Source organism: Streptomyces sp. NPDC002577 (assembly GCF_053594815.1).
In genome coordinates this window covers 1-16813 of record NZ_JBSFWK010000036.1, presented here as the reverse complement: position 1 = coordinate 16813, position 16813 = coordinate 1, and the positions used below count along the sequence as shown (strand labels likewise).

The window sequence follows — 16813 nt, the reverse complement described above, 5'->3', positions numbered from 1 at the left end:
GGCGCGCGTTCCCCCGTTCTGGGGAAGCCCGCGGCCCGGCGGCACCCGCGCCAGCCTAGGGCTGGGACCCTGCCCCCATGGCGCAGTTGGAACAGTTCACATATTCGCCGCCGCACGGGGTCGACGCGGTGGTGGCGCGGATGCGCGCGCTGGGCGCGGCGTGGCCGGTCGATGACGGCGTAGCGGTCTTCAACCACGTCTACCTGACCGTCACGGAAGAGGTCGACCGGCGTATCGACACAGATGAGTTCCCGGACCCGCGCGCCGCCGCCACCCTGGACGTTCGGTTCGCCGAGCGCTATCTCGCGGCGGTGGACGCGGTGGCCGAAGAACGCCGCCCTCCGGCATGCTGGCGGCCGCTGTTCGAGTATCGGCGCCATCCCGGCGTACGTCCGTTGCAGTTCGCACTCGCGGGCATCAATGCGCACATCGGGCACGATCTGGCGCTCGCCGTCGTGGACACCTGTCGTACGCTCGACTGCGAACCGGCCGAGCTGGAGGACGAGTTCGATCGCGTGGGCGACCTCCTCGTGTCGCTGGAGGAGCGCATCCGCGAAGATCTGATGCCCGGTCCCGATCTGCTGCAGATCGCCGACCCGCTGACGCATCTGGTCGGCTCGTGGAGTCTGGAACGCGCGCGGGACGGCGCATGGGCGGCGGCCCGGACGCTCTGGGCACTGCGCAAACTCCCGGAGGTCGTGGAGGAGTTCACTCAGCGGCTCGACACGGGCGTGGGGCTGGTGGGCCGCATGCTGCTCACTCCGCTGCCGGGCTGACGGGTCACTGCGGCGGGCCGCCGCCGTACCGGTCCAGCCTTGACGTACGCACAGATCCAGCCGTGCCGGGTCGTCGACATGGGGAATCTGTGTGTGCGCTGTACGTTGACGAGCCGGACGGTGACGCGGACGACACCGCGCCGTGTGCGCCGGCCGGGCGAGCGCTGCGCCCGCCGACAGCGACCGGTCACTGATGCGAAGGAGCACAGGCATGGCGATTCCACTCGGACTGGCACTCCCGCAGATGAAGCAGTACGACATCGGCCGCGACGTGCCCGCGGTGGCGAAGGCGGCCGAGGCCATCGGGTACGAGAGCCTGTGGGTGTTCGAGCGGATCCTGTTCCCCGAGCCGGCGACGCAGGGCCTCTACGGGATCCCGGGCCTGCCCTGGCCCGACCAGTACCGCTCGGTGGCCGACCCGCTGGTGACGCTGACGCTGGCCGCCGCCGTCACCGAACGCGCGCGGCTGGGCACCAGCGTGCTGATCGCCCCGCTGCACGTGCCCTTCCAGCTGGCCCGCTCCCTCGCCACGCTGGACGCCGCGAGCGACGGCCGGGTGGTGGCCGGGCTCGGCACGGGCTGGTCTCACGACGAGTACGCAGCCGCGTCGGTGGCCCCGTTCGAGCAGCGCGGCAAGGTCCTCGACGAACTCCTCGACGTGTGCCGGGCGGTCTGGGGCCCGGACCCCGTGTCGTACGAGGGAACACTGACCACGATCGCGCCGTCGGAGGTGGGCCCGAAGCCCGCCCGTCCCATCCCGATCCTGCTCCCGGCGAGCAGCCCGCGCGCGCTGCGCCGGCTCGTGGAGCGCGCCGACGGCTGGATGCCGGCCGCCATGGGCGCCGACCAGCTCGCCGCACAGTGGCGCCAGGTGCAGGACGCGGCAGCGGAGAAGGGCCGCACGGAGCCGGTCCAGAGCGTGCTCCGGGTGAACACGCGGTACTCGGCGAAGGCGTACGAAGGCGAGGACCGCGCCCCCTTCCAGGGGAACGTCGAACAGATCGTCGAGGACCTCGTCGCGCATGCCGAGGTCGGTCTGGACGAGATCTTCGTCGACCTCAGCAGCTCCGTCCGGAACGCGGAGGAGCTCAAGGACGTGGCAGCGGAGGTGTACGAGGCGGCGCGGGCCGCCGGGGTCTGAGCAGGACGGGAGCTCGGCCGGGGGCTGAGCAGTGCGGGAGCTCGGCCGGGGGGCGGGAGACCCGTGGTTTCCCGCCCGGAGACCGCTTCCGCTTCCCGTCAGTCCTCCGGCAGTTCGACCGGCGCGATCTCGTCGTACACGTCGCCCGGGCCGGGGTTCGTCGGATCGGTCGCCCCGCCCAGCTGGTGCATGACGCCCCACACCGCGTTGAGCGCCGTCTGGACGGCGCCCTCGGCCCAGCCCGCCGTCCAGGAGATGTCGTCACCGGCGAGGAAGATGCCGCGCTTGTCCTCGGGCAGGCGGTCCTGCACGAAGTGGGTGAACAGGCGCCGCTGGTAGCGGTAGTGGCCGGGCAGGTTGGCCTTGAACGCGCCCATGAAGTACGGCTCGTTCTCCCAGGAGACGGTCACCGGGTTGCCGATGATGTGCTTCCTGATGTCGACCTTCGGATAGATCTCGCCGAGCGACTTGAGCATGACCTCCATGCGCTCGCCGGCCGACAGCGGCAGCCACTTGAGGCTGTCATCGCACCAGGTGTAGGAGAGGCAGATGACGGCGGGCTTGTCGGGGCCGTTGTCGAGGAGGTAGGTCCCGCGCGTCATACGGTCGGTGAGCGTCATCGACATGACGTCCCGCCCCGTCGGATTTCCCCTGTCGTCGACGGCCTTGTCCAGCCAGAAGGGCCGGTCGACCGGTACGAAGAGCTTGCTGGACTCCATGTAGTGGGTGCGCTCGATCGCCGTCCAGTGGTCGATCGGGAAGAGCTCGTCGTCACACGCGATCTTGGACAGCAGCATCCAGGACTGGGCGGTGAAGATCACGGCTCGGTAGGAGCGGATGTCTCCGGAGGCGTCCGTGACGGTGATGCGGTTGCCGGCGGTGCGGTGCAGCCGGGTCACGGCCGGGCGCGGCTCGCCGTTCACGTGCAGCGACTTGAGAGACGTGCCGTAGGGCCAGTGCACGATCTTCTCCGGCTCGCGCTCCCACAGCCGCAGCGGAAGCTGCTGGCTGCCGCCGACGATGCCGCGGTGGTGGTCGTCGGCCTCGGTGTACACGACGCGCAGGATCTCCAGGATGGAGTTGGGGAAGTCGGTGTCCCAGCCGCCGGTGCCGAAGCCGACCTGGCCGAAGATCTCGCGGTGCCGGAAGGACCTGAAGGCCTCCGAGTCGCAGAGGAAGCCGTAGAAGGTCTGGTTGTCGAGCTTTTCGACGAGCCGGGACCAGATCTCGCGGATGCGCGGGACGTCGCGCTCGCGCATGGCCCGGTTCATGTCGGAGAAGTCGGCACCCTCTTCCAGACAGGCGTTCCACGCGTCGGCGACGTCCCGGTAGACCTGCGGCAGGTCGTCGAGCGTCTCGGCGTAGTGCGATTCGCCCTTGAGGTCGACGACCGTGGACGGGGTGGCCTCGGCGAGCGGGTTCGGGAAGGGCTGGGTCTGAAGGCCCACCAGGTCGATGTAGTGCTGCAGCGCAGTCGAGGACGGCGGGAAGCGCATCGCGCCCATCTCCGCGGTGAGCGAGGGGTCGCAGCCGTCGAAGCCCACGGTCCGCAGCCGCCCGCCGATCCGGTCGGCCTCGTAGACGACCGGCTTGAGGCCCATCTTCATCAGCTCGTACGCCGCCACGATGCCGGACAGTCCGCCGCCGACGACGGCGACCTCGGTGCCGTGCTCGGTCGCGGGCATCTGCCCGAGGCCCGCGGGGTGCGCGAGGAAGTCGTCGTAGGCGTAGGGGAAGTCCGGCCCGAACATGGTGATCGGCGGCTGCGCGCCGCCGGTGTGCTGGACGGCGTTGGGCACCGTGGACGTCATGGGGTACGGACTCCTTGCGCGAAAAGTCTGAAAAATCAGAAAAAAAGGGGGAGGTCTGGGGTTCAGACGAGGGACCCGTAGAGGCCGGGGCGGCGGTCCTTCAGATACGGGTTGGCCTCGCGGGAAGCCGCGAGAAGGACGGGGTCGGCGTCGACGAGGACCAGTTCCTCACCGCGTCCGGCGCGCGCCCGGGCGACCCCGTCGGGCCCGGCCAGCGTGGAGAGCCCGACGAAGTCGAACTCCCCTTCCTGGCCGACGCGGTTGACGTACGCGATGTACATCTGGCTCTCGAAGGCCCGCACCGGGACCACGCACTCGGCCACGAACTGGAACGGGTGCATCTGGGCCGTGGGCACCAGGAGCAGGTCGGTGCCCGCGAGGGCGTGGGCACGGACGTTCTCCGGGAACTCCACGTCGTAGCAGATCATCAGGCCGACGCGGAGGCCGTTCAGCTCCGCCTGCACCACCGGCTGCTCCCCAGGCGTGAAGTGGTCGCGTTCGAAACAGCCGAAGAGGTGGGTCTTGCGGTAGTTCGCCAGGCGGGTGCCGTCGGCGGCGATGAGCTGGACGGAGTTGAAGACCCGGTCGCCGGACCGCTCGGGATGGCCGTAGGCGATCGCGAGCCCGTGCCGTCCGGCGATCTCCGCGACCGCGTCGGCGGAGTCGCCGTCGGCGGGCTCGGCGAGCCGGGCGACGCCGTCGCCGATCGCGTACCCGGTCAGGAACATCTCCGGCGTCACCAGCAGCCCTGCGCCCGCCGCTGCCGCCCGGCCCGCGGCCTCGTCGAGGACCTTGAGGTTCTCGACGACCGAACCGGGCCGGCCGGAGCTCTGGAGCAGGGCGGTGCGCATGCGTGATTCCTCACCGTGGGACGGGGATTGGGGGGCCGGATAGACCGTACGGGCGGCGGCCGTGGCGTCACAAGCAGGAGCCGTTGCGCATCGGTGAACGAATCGTTGCGTCGTACAGGGGTCTGGCGGCGATTCGTTGCGCGGCGGAAGCCGCAGGTCACGGATGCGCTCGGGACGCCAGCAGCAGCGCCGTGACCAGGTACGGCACCGCCATCAGCGCGAATACGGTGCTGTGCGCGGTGGTCGATCCGATCACCGCGTAAGCGCCGTATACGGCGACCGTGGTGAGGTCCGTGCCCACCCCTGCGACCGAGGTCAAGGTGGCCCGTCCTGTTCCTTCGATGCGCTGCTGGAGCCGGGCGTCGGCCAGGACGCTCGCCAGCTGGAAACCGCCGAAGGCGAGGGCCACCAGCGCGATGCCGGAGGGGGTGCGCGCCGCCGCGCCCGCGGCCAGGGCCAGCGCGGAGCCCGCGAGCAGCCCGGCGAGTCCGGACGTCCCGAGCCTCTGTCCCACGCCGGCCAGCAGCCCGCCCGCCGTCGCCCCGGCCCAGACCATCAGCAGCAACTGCGGTACGGCGCCTTCGGATATGCCGGTGTCGCGTACCAGCAGCGGCGTGTACTCGTCGAGCGCGCCCCACACGGCGGTGACGGCAGGGACGAGCAGCAGGGCACCGCGCACGGACCGGTCGCCGCGGGCCTCGGCGAGACCGGCCCGCAGGGTGCGGACCCACCCGTCGCCGGGCTCGTCGTCCGCGGCCTCGTGCGGGGTGGTCGCGACGTGGTGCTCCGGGAACCGGTACGCGGCGAACGCGGCCAGCAGACAGGCCAGCACGCTGGCGAGCCCCACGGCGGGATAGCCGCCGGCCGCGAACACCGGCCCGGCCAGCCCCATCGCAGCCGTCACCGCCACCAGCCCGGCGGCCCGTGCCCGGCCCATCACGCGCGCGTACCGGTCGACCGCGCCGAGCCGGTCGAGTTCCTCGTACACCAGCGCCTCCAGCGCGCCGGAGCTCAGGGCTCCCTTGGCACCCCAGAGCACGAAGCCGAGGGCGAACGCCCAGTACGACGGGGCGAGTACCCACAGGGCGAAGCCGGCGGCGGTGAGCAGCGGCCCGAGCCACAGCAGCAGGCGCCGCGACACGGCGTCGGCCCAGGCGCCGGACGGGATCTCCAGCAGGACACCGGTCAGCGACCACACGGCGAACAGCGAGGAGATCTGCCAGACCGTCAGACCGGTGTCGCGGAACAGCAGCGCGTACACCGGGTAGAGCAGGACGAAGTCGTCGAGGAACGCGTAGCCGTACAGCGTGGTCGTCAGCCGCCGGACACCGGTGCCGGACACACGCGCAGGTGAAAGAGTCATGAGGCCTTCCCACAGGGACGTTTCGGACACCGGAGGTACGGCGTCCGAGGCGGCCCTCGGGAGGCACGGCTGGTGGATCAATGTCGCCAGGTCATGGGACCGATGCTAGACGGGCTCGCGCGTCCGGCCCAGATGGCGCCGACCGGCACCTGTGTCCTACGCCGGCGAACCCGACGAGAACCGGCGCACCAACGGCGACAGGACCAGCACGGACTTCGTGCGCTCGACGAACGGCTCCCCCGCGATCCGCTCCAGGACCCGCTCGAAGTGCCGCATGTCGGAGGCGAACACCTGCACGACGGCGTCCGCGTCACCCGTGACGGTCGAGGCGGCCACGACCTCCTGGTAGCGCTCGAGACCCCGCTGGATGGTCTCGGGCGAGGTGTTGCGCCGGCAGTAGAGCTCGACGAACCCCTCGGTCTCCCAGCCGAGGGCGGCCGGGTCGACGCGGACCGTGAATCCGGTGATGGCGCCGGTGGCGCGCAGCCGGTCCACGCGCCGCTTCACGGCGGGCGCGGACAGTCCGACGAGCTGGCCGATGTCGGCGTAGGAGCGGCGGGCGTCCTCGGCGAGGGCGTGCACGATGCGTTCGTCGAGATCGTTCAGCACTGCGGGTGGATCACTTTTCCGGGAGAGGTCGTCAGGCGGCCGGGGCGGCCGGAAGACGGGCGTGGTGGTGCGCGTGCGGGCAGTCAAGTAGAACACGGGTCCGACGGCCCCCAAGGCCAGGACCACGGGAGCCGTCGCGGCACGCACCGTCGAGAGCCGTCACGGCGCTCCGACGACTCGGTTGCGGCTCGGTCCCGGCTCAGTTCCAGCTGTTGTGCAGCGGCTGGCCCTCCGCGTAGCCCGCCGCGCTCTGGATACCGACGATCGCCTTCTCGGCGAACTCCTCGAGCGAGTTGGCCCCGGCGTAAGTGCAGGAGGAGCGGACGCCCGCGATGATCGAGTCGATCAGGTCCTCGACGCCCGGACGGACCGGGTCGAGGAACATCCGGGAGGTGGAGATGCCCTCTTCGAACAGCGCCTTGCGGGCGCGGTCGTACGCGGACTCCTCGCTCGTACGGTTGCGGACGGCACGCGCGGAGGCCATGCCGAACGACTCCTTGTAGAGCCGCCCGTCGGCGTCCTGCTGCAGATCGCCCGGCGACTCGTACGTGCCCGCGAACCACGAGCCGACCATCACGTTCGACGCGCCGGCGGCCAGCGCCATGGCGACGTCGCGCGGGTGCCGCACACCGCCGTCGGCCCACACGTGCTTGCCGTACTTCCTGGCCTCCGCGGCGCACTCGAGGACGGCGGAGAACTGGGGGCGGCCGACACCGGTCATCATGCGCGTGGTGCACATGGCGCCCGGGCCCACGCCCACCTTGACGATGTCCGCACCGGCCTCGATCAGGTCCCTGACGCCCTCGGCCGCGACGACGTTGCCCGCGACGACCGGCACCTGCGGGTCGATCGCCCGCACGGCCTTCAGCGCGGTGATCATCGACTCCTGGTGACCGTGCGCCGTGTCGACGACGAGGGCGTCGACGCCCGCGTCGAGGAGCTGCTTGGCCTTGCCCGCCACGTCCCCGTTGATCCCCACGGCGGCGGCGATGCGCAGCCTGCCCTGCCCGTCCACGGCGGGCTTGTAGAGGGTCGCGCGGAGGGCGCCCTTGCGGGTCAGGATGCCGGCGAGGCGGCCGTCGCCGTCCACGGCGGGGGCGTACCGGCGGTTGGCGCCGTCGAGCGTGGTGAAGGCCTGGCGCGGGTCTATGTCGGCGTCGAGGAGAAACAGGTCCTTCGACATGACCTCGGTCAGCTGCGTGAAGCGGTCGACGCCGCTGAGGTCGGCGTCGGTCACCACGCCGATGGGCCTGTGGGCCTCGTCCACCACGACACCGGCGTCGTGCGCCCTCTTGTGCAGCAGGGCCAGCGCGTCGGCGACGGTCTGGTGCGGGGCCAGCACGATCGGGGTGTCCAGCACGAGGTGGCGCTGCTTGACCCAGGAGACGACCTCGGTGACGACCTCGATCGGGATGTCCTGGGGGATGACGACGAGTCCGCCGCGACGGGCGACGGTCTCCGCCATCCGGCGGCCCGCGATCGCGGTCATGTTGGCGACGACCAGCGGGATCGTGGTGCCGGAGCCGTCCAGCGACGCGAGGTCCACGTCCTGCCGCGAGCCGACCGCGGAGCGGCTGGGCACCATGAAGACGTCGTCGTACGTCAGGTCGTACGGGGGCTGGATGTCGTTGAGGAAACGCACGTGCTGCACATCCCAGTCGATCAGAGTGGCCCCCGGGCAGGTCAGCCGAGGGGGAGAAGCACGTACTTCATTGTCCCATGGGAGGGCTGTACAGCGGGCGGGACAATCATCCAGTCATATCGATGAGGGGCTGGTCGGATCCTCCGAGCGCCAGGACCACCGCCAGCGCCGGGCCCCGCTCCCGCATGCGGTCCACGGCCTCCGTGAAGACCTCCTGCGCGACGGCCCACTCCCCCGGCTGTGCCGCGGCGTACGTCTGCCAGCCCGTGACGACCACCAGCAGGCCGCGTTCGGCGGCCGACGGCCATACGGTGGCGTCGGTGAGGCTGTCCGCAAGCGCGTCCCAGTTCCGCCCGAACCATGCGGGCAGCTCCAGCGCCCGTGCGCAGCGCTCCATGAACTCCACCTTGTCCTCGACCCCGGTGAGGTCGAGGACGGCGGTGGCCCAGCCGTGCTCGGTCATCTCGCACCGCCTCGGTTGTCTCGTTCCCCCACCCCGCCCCTTCCCGTAACTGGGGCTCCGCCCCGGACCCCGGTCCTCAAGCGCCGGACGGGCTGAATTCCAGCCCGTCCGGGGTGGGGAGAACTCAAAGGTCACGGCCCGTCCGGGTCCGCCCGGTCGAGGGCCGGCCGCGGCGTGGGGCCGGCGGTCATCAGGAAGTCCGCAGCCGCCGTGTCCGTGACGAGGCTGGTGACCAGCCCCGACCGAAGCACCGCGTCGATCGCCGGCGCCTTGCGCTGACCGCCCGCGATGGCGACGACCTCGGGAATGCGCCGCAGCCGGTCGGCCTCGACAGTTATGCACCGCTCGCCCAGGTCCCGGCCGACCCGCCGCCCCTCCGCGTCGAAGAGGTGGGCCGACATCTCGGCGGCGACACCGAGCGACGCGTAGTGGGCGCGCTCCTCGTCGCTGAGCATGTCGTGGACCGTGGAGATACCCGCCTCCCAGGACCCGATGGACACACAGGCCACGGTGACCTTGTCGAAGTACTCGAAGGCGCGGGCGATGCCGGTCTGGTTGCGCAGCGCCGCGGCCGTCGCCGCGTCGGGCAGCAGCATCGGCGCGTAGATGGGATGCGCGTCCCCGCCGGACACCTGCGCGGCGCGCCGGACGGCCTCGACGGAGCCGCGTTCGGCCGTCCCGGCGTCGTACACGCCCGTCAGCTGCACGACGGTGCAGGGCGGCAGCCGGTCGAGGGCGGCCGCCATGTGGATCGTCGAACGGCCCCAGGCGAGGCCGAGGACATCGCCCTCGTTGACGAGCTCGCCGAGGAGGTCCGCCGCGACCTCGCCGAGGTTCTCGGGGTCGGGCGACTCTTCGGCCTCGGCCGGGGACTCGACGACCACGGCGTGCCGCAGGCCGTACCGGGAGCGCAGCGCGTCGGAGCGCTCGGCGTCCAGTTCGGCCGGCACCCGGATCTCGATCCGTACGAGGTCACGCTCGAGCGCCGTCTCCAGAACCCGGGCCACCTTGAACCGGCTGACGCCGAACTCCTCGGCGATCTGGATCTTGGACTTGCCCTCGAGGTAGAAGCGACGGGCCATGGCCGCCGCCTGCACCAGCTCAGCGGGTCCCATCCGCAGGGCTGGCCGTCCCGCCGACATGCCAGTCACGGCGCTCTCCTCACTGCTGTTCACACTCTGGATTCGCCGTTCATCCTTGCAGATCCGGCGTGCTTGATCAGCCCTGATGGGCGGCGTTCACGTACTCGTCGGTCAGTGGTTGCACGCCCATCCGGCGGTGGCGGTCGCCGCCTCCGCCTGGGTGCGTAGTACACGTACCGCCTCGGCCGGGTCGTCCGCTCCGTACACCGCCGAACCGGCGACGAAGACGTCCGCGCCGGCCTCGGCGCAGCGCTCGATGGTGGAGGCCGAGACACCGCCGTCGACCTGCAGCCACAGCTCAAGGCCGTGCTTGCTGATCAGCTCACGGGTGCGGCGGATCTTCGGCAGCATGATGTCGAGGAACGCCTGCCCGCCGAAGCCCGGCTCGACGGTCATGACCAGCAGCATGTCCAGCTCGGGGAGCAGGTCCTCGTACGGCTCGATGGGCGTGGCCGGCTTCAGGGCCATGGAGGCCCGGGCGCCCTTCGCACGGATCTCGCGCGCGAGGCGCACGGGTGCGGCCGCCGCCTCGACGTGGAAGGTCACCGAGCCGGCACCGGCCTCGACGTACTGCGGGGCCCAGCGGTCGGGGTTCTCGATCATCAGATGGCAGTCCAGCGGAGTGTCCGTCGCACGGCTCAGGGACTCCACGACCGGCACCCCGAGGGTGAGGTTCGGGACGAAGTGGTTGTCCATCACGTCGACATGGAGCCAGTCGGCGCCTTCGACGGCCTTCGCCTCATCGGCGAGGCGGGCGAAGTCCGAGGACAGGATGCTGGGGTTGATCTGCACGGCCATGCCCCAAGCCTGCCATGCCCGGTGCAGGTTGCTCTCCTCGGTCCGTGCCTCAGTACGACCGTGAGTACGTCAGGGACCGCCGCCGGCCGCCGGGCGGCTGCGGCGGACGGGGCCCGTCCGGCCTCCCTCGGCGACGACCGTCCGGCCCTCAGACGGTGCGTCGCAGCAGCGCCAGATACATCGCGTCCGTGCCGTGCAGATGCGGCCACAGCTGTACATCCGGCCCCTCGCCCAGCGCCGGTACGCCCGGCAGCAGCGGGCGGGCGTCGATGAGCTCGGCACCACCGTCGTGCTTGAGCACGTCGTCGACGACGGCGCGGGTCTCGGCAAGGTGCGGTGAGCAGGTCGCGTAGCCGACGACGCCGCCGACACGGACCGCGGCGAGGGCGGTGCGCAGCAGTGCGCGCTGCAGGGGCGCGAAACCCTCCAGGTCGTCCGGGCGGCGCCGCCACCGGGCCTCCGGCCTGCGGCGCAGGGCACCGAGCCCGGTGCAGGGCACGTCCATCAGGACGCGGTCGAAGGCGCCGGGGCGCCACGGCGGGCGGGTGCCGTCCGCGGCGATGACCTGGTACGGGCCGGGGTTGCCGGCCAGCGCCTTGGCCACGAGTCCGGCGCGGTGCGGCTGCTTCTCGGAGGCGAGGAGCACGGCACCCCGCTGGGCGGCGAGACCGGCGAGCATCGCGGCCTTGCCGCCGGGGCCCGCGCAGCCGTCGAGCCATGCCCGGTCGGGCCCGTCGACGGGCGCGTTCGCAAGGGCGAGCGCGACGAGCTGGCTGCCCTCGTCCTGGACGCCGGCGCGCCCCTCCCGCACGGCGTCGAGCGAACCGGGATCGCCGCCCTCCGTGAGCCGTACCGCGTAGGGGGACCAGCGGCCTGCCAGGGCCGCCTCCTCGCCCAGGCCCCCCAGCAGCTCCTCGGCGGTCGCGCGGCCCGGTCGCGCGACGAGCGTCACCTCGGGCCGCTCGTTGTCGGCCTCCAGCAGGTCCTCGATCCCGGCCCGGCCGCCGCCGAGCGCGTCCCAGAGCGCCGAGACGATCCACCGCGGATGCGAGTGCACGACGGCCAGATGGTCCTCGGGGTCTTCGTCGTAGGGCGGTGCGACCTGCTCCAGCCAGCCGTCCAGATCGTGCTGGGCGACCTTGCGCAGCACGGCGTTGACGAACTTGGCGCGCCCGTCGCCGAGGACGACCCGCGCCAGCTCCACGGTCGCGGAGACCGCCGCGTGCGACGGGATACGCGTGCCGAGCAGCTGGTGCGCGCCGAGGCTCAGCACGTCCAGGACCGGCGGGTCCACCTCGCGCAGCGGCCGGTCGATGCAGGCCGCGATGATCGCGTCGTACGTGCCCTGCCTGCGCAGCGTGCCGTACACCAGCTCGGTGGCCAGCGCCGCGTCCCGCCCGTCGAAGCCGTCCTTCTCACGGGCCTTGCGCAGCAGCGGGGGCAGGACGAGGTTGGCGTACGCGTCGCGCTCGTCGACGGCGCGCAGCGCCTCGAAGGCGAGGATGCGGACGGGGTCCTTCTTGGGACGGCGGTACGGCTTGCCCTTGCCCTGCGGACGGGGACGACGAGGTGACTCGCTCACGAAAAAGGTGCTCCGGATCCTGGATGACGTACCCGTCAAGCCTACGTGCACCTCGTCCTGCGTCGCGGGCGGGCGGACGCCCAAGCCCCGCTGCCCCGCCCCGCGGACCGGGACGCCCTACCGCACGCCCTGTCCCCCGAGCTGCTCGCCGGCTGCGCTCCGGACACCTCGGGCCCAGTCCGCCGCCTTCATCGGCTTCTTGCCCTGGGCCTGCACCCACAGCAGTTCCACGGCGTGCGACCCGGTCCCGACGTGCACGTTGTTCTTGCCGACAGACAGCTCACCCGGCGCGAGGTCCTGCCGGTCGGGGGTGAGCGCAACCTGAATGAGCTTGAGCCGCTCACCGCGGAAGACGGTCCACGCACCGGGGGCCGGCGTGCAGCCGCGCACCACCCGGTCCACGCGCAGCGCGGGCGCCGACCAGTCGACCTGTGCATCCTCGACGGTGATCTTCGGCGCGATGGTGACGCCATCGGCGGGCTGCGGCACGGCCTTGACCGTGCCGTCCTCGATGCCGTCCATGGTGGCGACGAGCAGCCCGGATCCGGCGAAGGCGAGCCGGGTGAGCAGATCGCCGCTGGTGTCGGTGGGGCGCACCTGTTCCGTCACGGTGCCGTAGACGGGCCCGGAGTCCAGCCCCTCCTCGATGAGGAAGGTGGAGGCGCCGGTGATCTCGTCGCCCGCCATGAGGGCGTGCTGCACGGGGGCGGCGCCGCGCCACGCGGGCAGCAGCGAGAAGTGCAGGTTGACCCAGCCGTGGACCGGGATGTCGAGGGCGACCTTGGGCAGCAGCGCCCCGTAGGCGACGACCGGGCAGCAGTCGGGCGCGATCTCCCGCAGCCGCGCCAGGAAGTCCTCGTCGCGCGGCTTCGCGGGCTTGAGCACCTCGATGCCGGCCTCCTCGGCGCGTACGGCGACCGGGCTCGCGACCAGGTGGCGGCCGCGCCCGGCGGGTGCGTCCGGCCGGGTGACGACGGCGGCCACCTCGTGCCGTCCGGAGGCGATCAGAGCGTCCAGAGCGGGAACGGCGACCTCGGGGGTGCCTGCGAAGACCAGCTTCACTCGGAAATACCTCGCATCTCTCGTGCAGGCCCACAGGTGTCCGGCCGGGGGCCGGGGTCTGTGACGGCAGCGCACCAGTCTATGGGCCGGAGGCAGGCCCCCGCGTGGCCGGTCGGTGACGCAAGGCAGGAACCCTCCGGCGTCGGGCGGGAACCGCGGGGGCGTACGCGCAGATGTGCGCCCTGCGCATATTCCCTTACGCCCTTTCAGCGTGACCACACACCGCTCGGCGCGTTGGTCAAGAAAGAGTTGACCCCTTGGGCCGCCGACACGGCCCGATCCCTTTCAACGCCGGTTCGAGAGGCTTGTTCATGGCCGACCATGCAACCCACGACGCCCAGGCTCGGGCCAGCCTGCACCTGCTGGTGCGGGACATCGAGCGGGTCCGCCGGCAGGTGGACGCGTTGCGCACCCTCACCGCCCAGTTGGGCAACGTCTACCGCCCGCGCCGCTCCGGCCCCTCCACGGGCTTCGTCGTCTACGGACGGGCACCCGCACCGACGGTCCGTCTCGCCCAGGAGTTGCGGGACAGCGTCGAGACCCTGGTCACGGCCGCTGTGGACTTCGACCGCTCACTGGGCTTCTCGTGGGACGCGGTGGGCTCGGCCCTCGGGGTGACGAAGCAGGCGGTGCACCGGCGGTACGGTGCCCGGCGGGCCGCGGCCCAGGCAGCGGCCAACGCCGAGCGCGCGGCGGAGTCGTCGAGCGCCCGCGCCGTTCCCCTGGGCACGGCGATCCCGGCCGTCCCCGCCGCACGATCCATGCCGACCCAGCCGACGGCGGGCAGCCCCGGACTGCGCGACGAAGCGCGTCCCGGGGCCTTCCCCGGCCCGCGCAACGGCTGATCCCGGCGTCTGCCTCCCGCCCCACGCGCCAGCCGCGCGCGGGGCGGGAGGCAGACGCATGTCGGTGTCTCCGTCTGGAAGGCATGGCGCGGCACAGGCCAGCCGAAACCGGCCACCGGCCGTTAGCCGCGTACGTGCCGAAGGGGACGTGCCGGGATGTGCGCCCGCTGGGGGTACCTCCCAGGCCCTTAAGGCACTGGGGGAGTACATCCCGGCGCGGCCCCGACCCACCCACCGGTCGTAGGCGCACCAGCCCCCACCGGCCGGGAAGCCGCGCACGAGCCCCGAGCACCACCGACAGTCGGCGCACCAGCGCACCGCCCGCCGGCGCACCGCCCCCGGCCGGAAGCCGACGTCACCCGATGTCCGGCGGATCGACCCGAATCCGCACCGGCTCCGTTCCGCCCCGCGCCATGCGCGCAGCCTGTGCCTTCTTCAGCGCGGACGCCAGTGCCGCTCCACGGCCGGGCGGCACACGGACGAGCGCGCGCTCCCAGTGCTCGCCGGGCGGCGGCGCGCCCGGGCGGCGCGAAGGGCCGGGGCCCGTCACCGGCAGCGGCACAGGGCCCAGCACCTCGGCGTCACCGGGCAGTTCGGCCCCGGCGAAGAAGGACGCCAGGGCATCCGGTGTCCCCGACACCGACGCCATCCGGGACACCGGAGGAAAGCCCAGCTCCGCGCGCTCGGCGAGCTCGCGCGCCGCATGTCCGACCGGGTCCCACCGCACCAGCGCCTGCACGGGCCGCAGTGTCGGCTCGGCGACGACCACGACCGTCCCGCCCGCACCCTGGTCCCGTACGAGCGAGGCAGCCCCGATCCACCGACGCAGTGCCTCCTCGCCCGCCCGCAGATCGGGCCGCCCCAGCATCGCCCAGCCGTCGAGCAGCAGCGCTGCCGCATAGCCGCCTTCGGCGACGGGCTCGGCGCCCGGCGTGCTCACCACCAGGGCCGGGCCCGCCGGCACCGTGTCCAGCACGTGTTCGCGCCCCGACGTGCGCACCGGCACCGCGGGGAACGCGCGTCCCAGCTCCTCCGCCGTACGCCGGGCCCCGACTATCCGGGCCCGGAGCCCGAACCCCCCGCACTCGGGGCAGTGCCAGGCGGTCTCGTCCCGCCCGCACCACACGCACCGCAGCGGCCCGGCGTCCTGGGCCTCCAGCGGCCCTGCGCAGTGCCTGCAGCGGGCAGGGGCCCTGCACTGCGTGCACGACAGCCTCGGCACATAGCCGCGCCGCGGCACCTGCACCAGCACGGGCCCGTGCCGCAGCGCGTCCCTGACGACCTGCCAGCCCAGCGTGGGCAGGCGTGCGGTCCGCGCCGCCTCGTCGCGTGCGAGCTCCGCGTCCCCCACCGTGCGTACGAGAGGGGCCGCGCGCCGTGTCTGCTCGCGGTCGGCGGCGAGGGGCAGCGCCCAGCCGCTGTCCACGAGTTGGGCGGCCTCCACGGTGCAGCTCCAACTCCCCAGCAGAAAGGCGCACTTCTCGTGTGCGGCCCGCAGGAGCAGCACCTCGCGTGCGTGGGGCTGTGGCGCGTGCTGCTCGCTGTGGCTGCTGTCCCCGTCGTCCCAGATCGCGACGAGTCCCAGGTCGCGGACGGGAGCGAACATCGCCGCGCGCGTACCCACGACGGCCCGCACGGAGCCGCGCCGCACGGCGAGCCACTGCCGGTACCGCTTCTCGGGCCCGGCATCGGCGGTCAGGACCGAGTGCCGTCCGGTGCCGAGCAGCGCGGTCAGTGCGGTATCGACACGGGCCACGGCCCGGCCGTCCGGCACCACGACCAGGGCCCCGCGCCCCGATGCGAGCGTCGCGGCGACGGCTCGCGCCAGCTCGTCGGCCCACTCCGGCCCCGGCAGGGCGTTCCACACCGCCCGCGGTGACATCCCCTTGGCGAGGGCATCCAGAAAACCCGGCCCCTGCGCATACCGCCCCCACGATCCGGGTTCGGGCGCCGGCGGCGCCGGCAGGGGGTCCGGTGAGGGCTTGGCCTCCGCCCGCGCGTTGCGCGGCGGAACAGCGAGCTGCAGCACATCGGCAACGCTGCCCGCATACCGGTCGGCGACGGCCCGCGCGAGCCCGAGCAGCTCCTCGCTCAGCACGGGCTCCGTGGACACCACCTGGGCGAGCGCGGCCAACGGCCCGGAGTACTCCGACTCGGCGACCCGTTCGACGAGGAACCCGTCGACGAGTCCGCCGCCCTCGCGGCGCCCTTCGCGCACCCGATGCCGCCCGGCACCGAACCGCACCCGGACCCGCACCCCGGGCTGCGCCTGGTCGTCCAGCTCCTCCGGCACCGCATAGTCGAAGTACCGGTCGAGGTGCAGCACGCCCTTGTCGACGAGCACCCGCGCCACCGGCCGCTCCCTGGCCAGCGCGGCCCCCCGCCAGGTCCGCGGCTTGGCCCGTGGCTCCTTTGCCTTGCGCACACTCTCCCGAATCAGCGCGAGCTGCTCCGGCGGCGCGCCCCCCGCGCCCGCACCCTGCCCGTTCTCGCTGCTCACAGCAGCATTCCTACCAGACCCCACCGACAACCGACCCGGCCCGAGCTCCCGGCCGACGGCGATCAGAAACGGTGGTGACCGGAAACGGTGGTGACCGGAAACGGTGGTGACCGGAAACGGTGGTGACCGGAAACGGTGGTGACCGGAAACGGCGCGAGGCCCGGCCCCCAGCAGGGGCCGGGCCGGCCGCCCGCCGAGCGGCGGCGGGGGGGGGGGGGGGGGTAACCC

The 16813-nt window shown here is 72.5% G+C and carries 14 protein-coding genes; 3 read left to right on the top strand and 11 right to left on the bottom strand.

Features of this window, described 5'->3' with window-relative positions:
- Positions 1-77: 77 nt before the first annotated feature.
- Complete coding sequence (locus ACWD4J_RS32280; protein ID WP_451399015.1) at positions 78-776, top strand: DUF5995 family protein; 699 nt, start codon at positions 78-80, stop codon at positions 774-776.
- Between the two features lie 211 nt (positions 777-987).
- Positions 988-1917, top strand: coding sequence for an LLM class F420-dependent oxidoreductase (locus ACWD4J_RS32275; protein ID WP_451399014.1), 930 nt, complete (start codon positions 988-990; stop codon positions 1915-1917).
- Between the two features lie 98 nt (positions 1918-2015).
- On the opposite strand, the gene ACWD4J_RS32270 is transcribed toward ACWD4J_RS32275, so the two are convergent.
- The 10 genes from ACWD4J_RS32270 to fmt form a co-directional block, all read right to left on the bottom strand.
- A complete protein-coding gene (locus tag ACWD4J_RS32270) occupies positions 2016-3728 on the bottom strand; it encodes a flavin monoamine oxidase family protein (RefSeq protein ID WP_451399013.1) in 1713 nt (570 codons plus the stop codon).
- 62 nt (positions 3729-3790) lie between these two features.
- Positions 3791-4579 carry a carbon-nitrogen hydrolase family protein gene (locus tag ACWD4J_RS32265; RefSeq protein ID WP_451399012.1) on the bottom strand — a complete coding sequence of 263 codons (789 nt, stop codon included), beginning with the start codon at positions 4577-4579 and terminating at the stop codon, positions 3791-3793.
- Positions 4580-4736: 157 nt separating this feature from the next.
- Complete coding sequence (locus ACWD4J_RS32260; protein WP_451399011.1) at positions 4737-5942, bottom strand: MFS transporter; 1206 nt, start codon at positions 5940-5942, stop codon at positions 4737-4739.
- A 156-nt stretch (positions 5943-6098) separates the two neighbouring features.
- A complete protein-coding gene (locus ACWD4J_RS32255) occupies positions 6099-6551 on the bottom strand; it encodes an Lrp/AsnC family transcriptional regulator (RefSeq protein WP_451399071.1) in 453 nt (150 codons plus the stop codon).
- Between the two features lie 199 nt (positions 6552-6750).
- Positions 6751-8193, bottom strand: coding sequence for a GuaB1 family IMP dehydrogenase-related protein (locus ACWD4J_RS32250; protein ID WP_451399070.1), 1443 nt, complete (start codon positions 8191-8193; stop codon positions 6751-6753).
- 106 nt (positions 8194-8299) lie between these two features.
- Entirely contained in the window at positions 8300-8656 is a 357-nt protein-coding gene (locus ACWD4J_RS32245) for a barstar family protein (protein WP_451399010.1), read from the bottom strand.
- A gap of 131 nt (positions 8657-8787) precedes the next feature.
- Positions 8788-9831, bottom strand: coding sequence for a sugar-binding transcriptional regulator (locus ACWD4J_RS32240; RefSeq protein WP_451399009.1), 1044 nt, complete (start codon positions 9829-9831; stop codon positions 8788-8790).
- A 78-nt stretch (positions 9832-9909) separates the two neighbouring features.
- A complete protein-coding gene (gene rpe / locus ACWD4J_RS32235) occupies positions 9910-10596 on the bottom strand; it encodes a ribulose-phosphate 3-epimerase (protein WP_451399008.1) in 687 nt (228 codons plus the stop codon).
- Positions 10597-10744: 148 nt separating this feature from the next.
- A complete protein-coding gene (locus ACWD4J_RS32230; RefSeq protein ID WP_451399007.1) occupies positions 10745-12178 on the bottom strand; it encodes an RsmB/NOP family class I SAM-dependent RNA methyltransferase in 1434 nt (477 codons plus the stop codon).
- Between the two features lie 117 nt (positions 12179-12295).
- Positions 12296-13240: a methionyl-tRNA formyltransferase gene (gene fmt / locus ACWD4J_RS32225; protein WP_451399006.1), complete on the bottom strand. Its 945-nt coding sequence runs from the start codon at positions 13238-13240 to the stop codon at positions 12296-12298.
- Positions 13241-13551: 311 nt separating this feature from the next.
- Between fmt and ACWD4J_RS32220 the strand changes: the two genes are divergently transcribed.
- Positions 13552-14085 carry a hypothetical protein gene (locus ACWD4J_RS32220; protein ID WP_451399005.1) on the top strand — a complete coding sequence of 178 codons (534 nt, stop codon included), beginning with the start codon at positions 13552-13554 and terminating at the stop codon, positions 14083-14085.
- Between the two features lie 355 nt (positions 14086-14440).
- On the opposite strand, the gene ACWD4J_RS32215 is transcribed toward ACWD4J_RS32220, so the two are convergent.
- Positions 14441-16585 carry a primosomal protein N' gene (locus tag ACWD4J_RS32215; protein ID WP_451399004.1) on the bottom strand — a complete coding sequence of 715 codons (2145 nt, stop codon included), beginning with the start codon at positions 16583-16585 and terminating at the stop codon, positions 14441-14443.
- Positions 16586-16813 lie beyond the last annotated feature (228 nt).

Excerpts from the sequence above, each read along its gene's own strand:
- ACWD4J_RS32280 (WP_451399015.1), top strand. The coding sequence starts at position 78 with ATGGCGCAGTTGGAACAGTTCACATATTCGCCGCCGCACGGGGTCGAC.
- ACWD4J_RS32275 (WP_451399014.1), top strand. The coding sequence starts at position 988 with ATGGCGATTCCACTCGGACTGGCACTCCCGCAGATGAAGCAGTACGAC.
- ACWD4J_RS32270 (WP_451399013.1), bottom strand. The coding sequence starts at position 3,728 with ATGACGTCCACGGTGCCCAACGCCGTCCAGCACACCGGCGGCGCGCAG.
- ACWD4J_RS32265 (WP_451399012.1), bottom strand. The coding sequence starts at position 4,579 with ATGCGCACCGCCCTGCTCCAGAGCTCCGGCCGGCCCGGTTCGGTCGTC.
- ACWD4J_RS32260 (WP_451399011.1), bottom strand. The coding sequence starts at position 5,942 with ATGACTCTTTCACCTGCGCGTGTGTCCGGCACCGGTGTCCGGCGGCTG.
- ACWD4J_RS32245 (WP_451399010.1), bottom strand. The coding sequence starts at position 8,656 with ATGACCGAGCACGGCTGGGCCACCGCCGTCCTCGACCTCACCGGGGTC.
- rpe (WP_451399008.1), bottom strand. The coding sequence starts at position 10,596 with ATGGCCGTGCAGATCAACCCCAGCATCCTGTCCTCGGACTTCGCCCGC.
- ACWD4J_RS32220 (WP_451399005.1), top strand. The coding sequence starts at position 13,552 with ATGGCCGACCATGCAACCCACGACGCCCAGGCTCGGGCCAGCCTGCAC.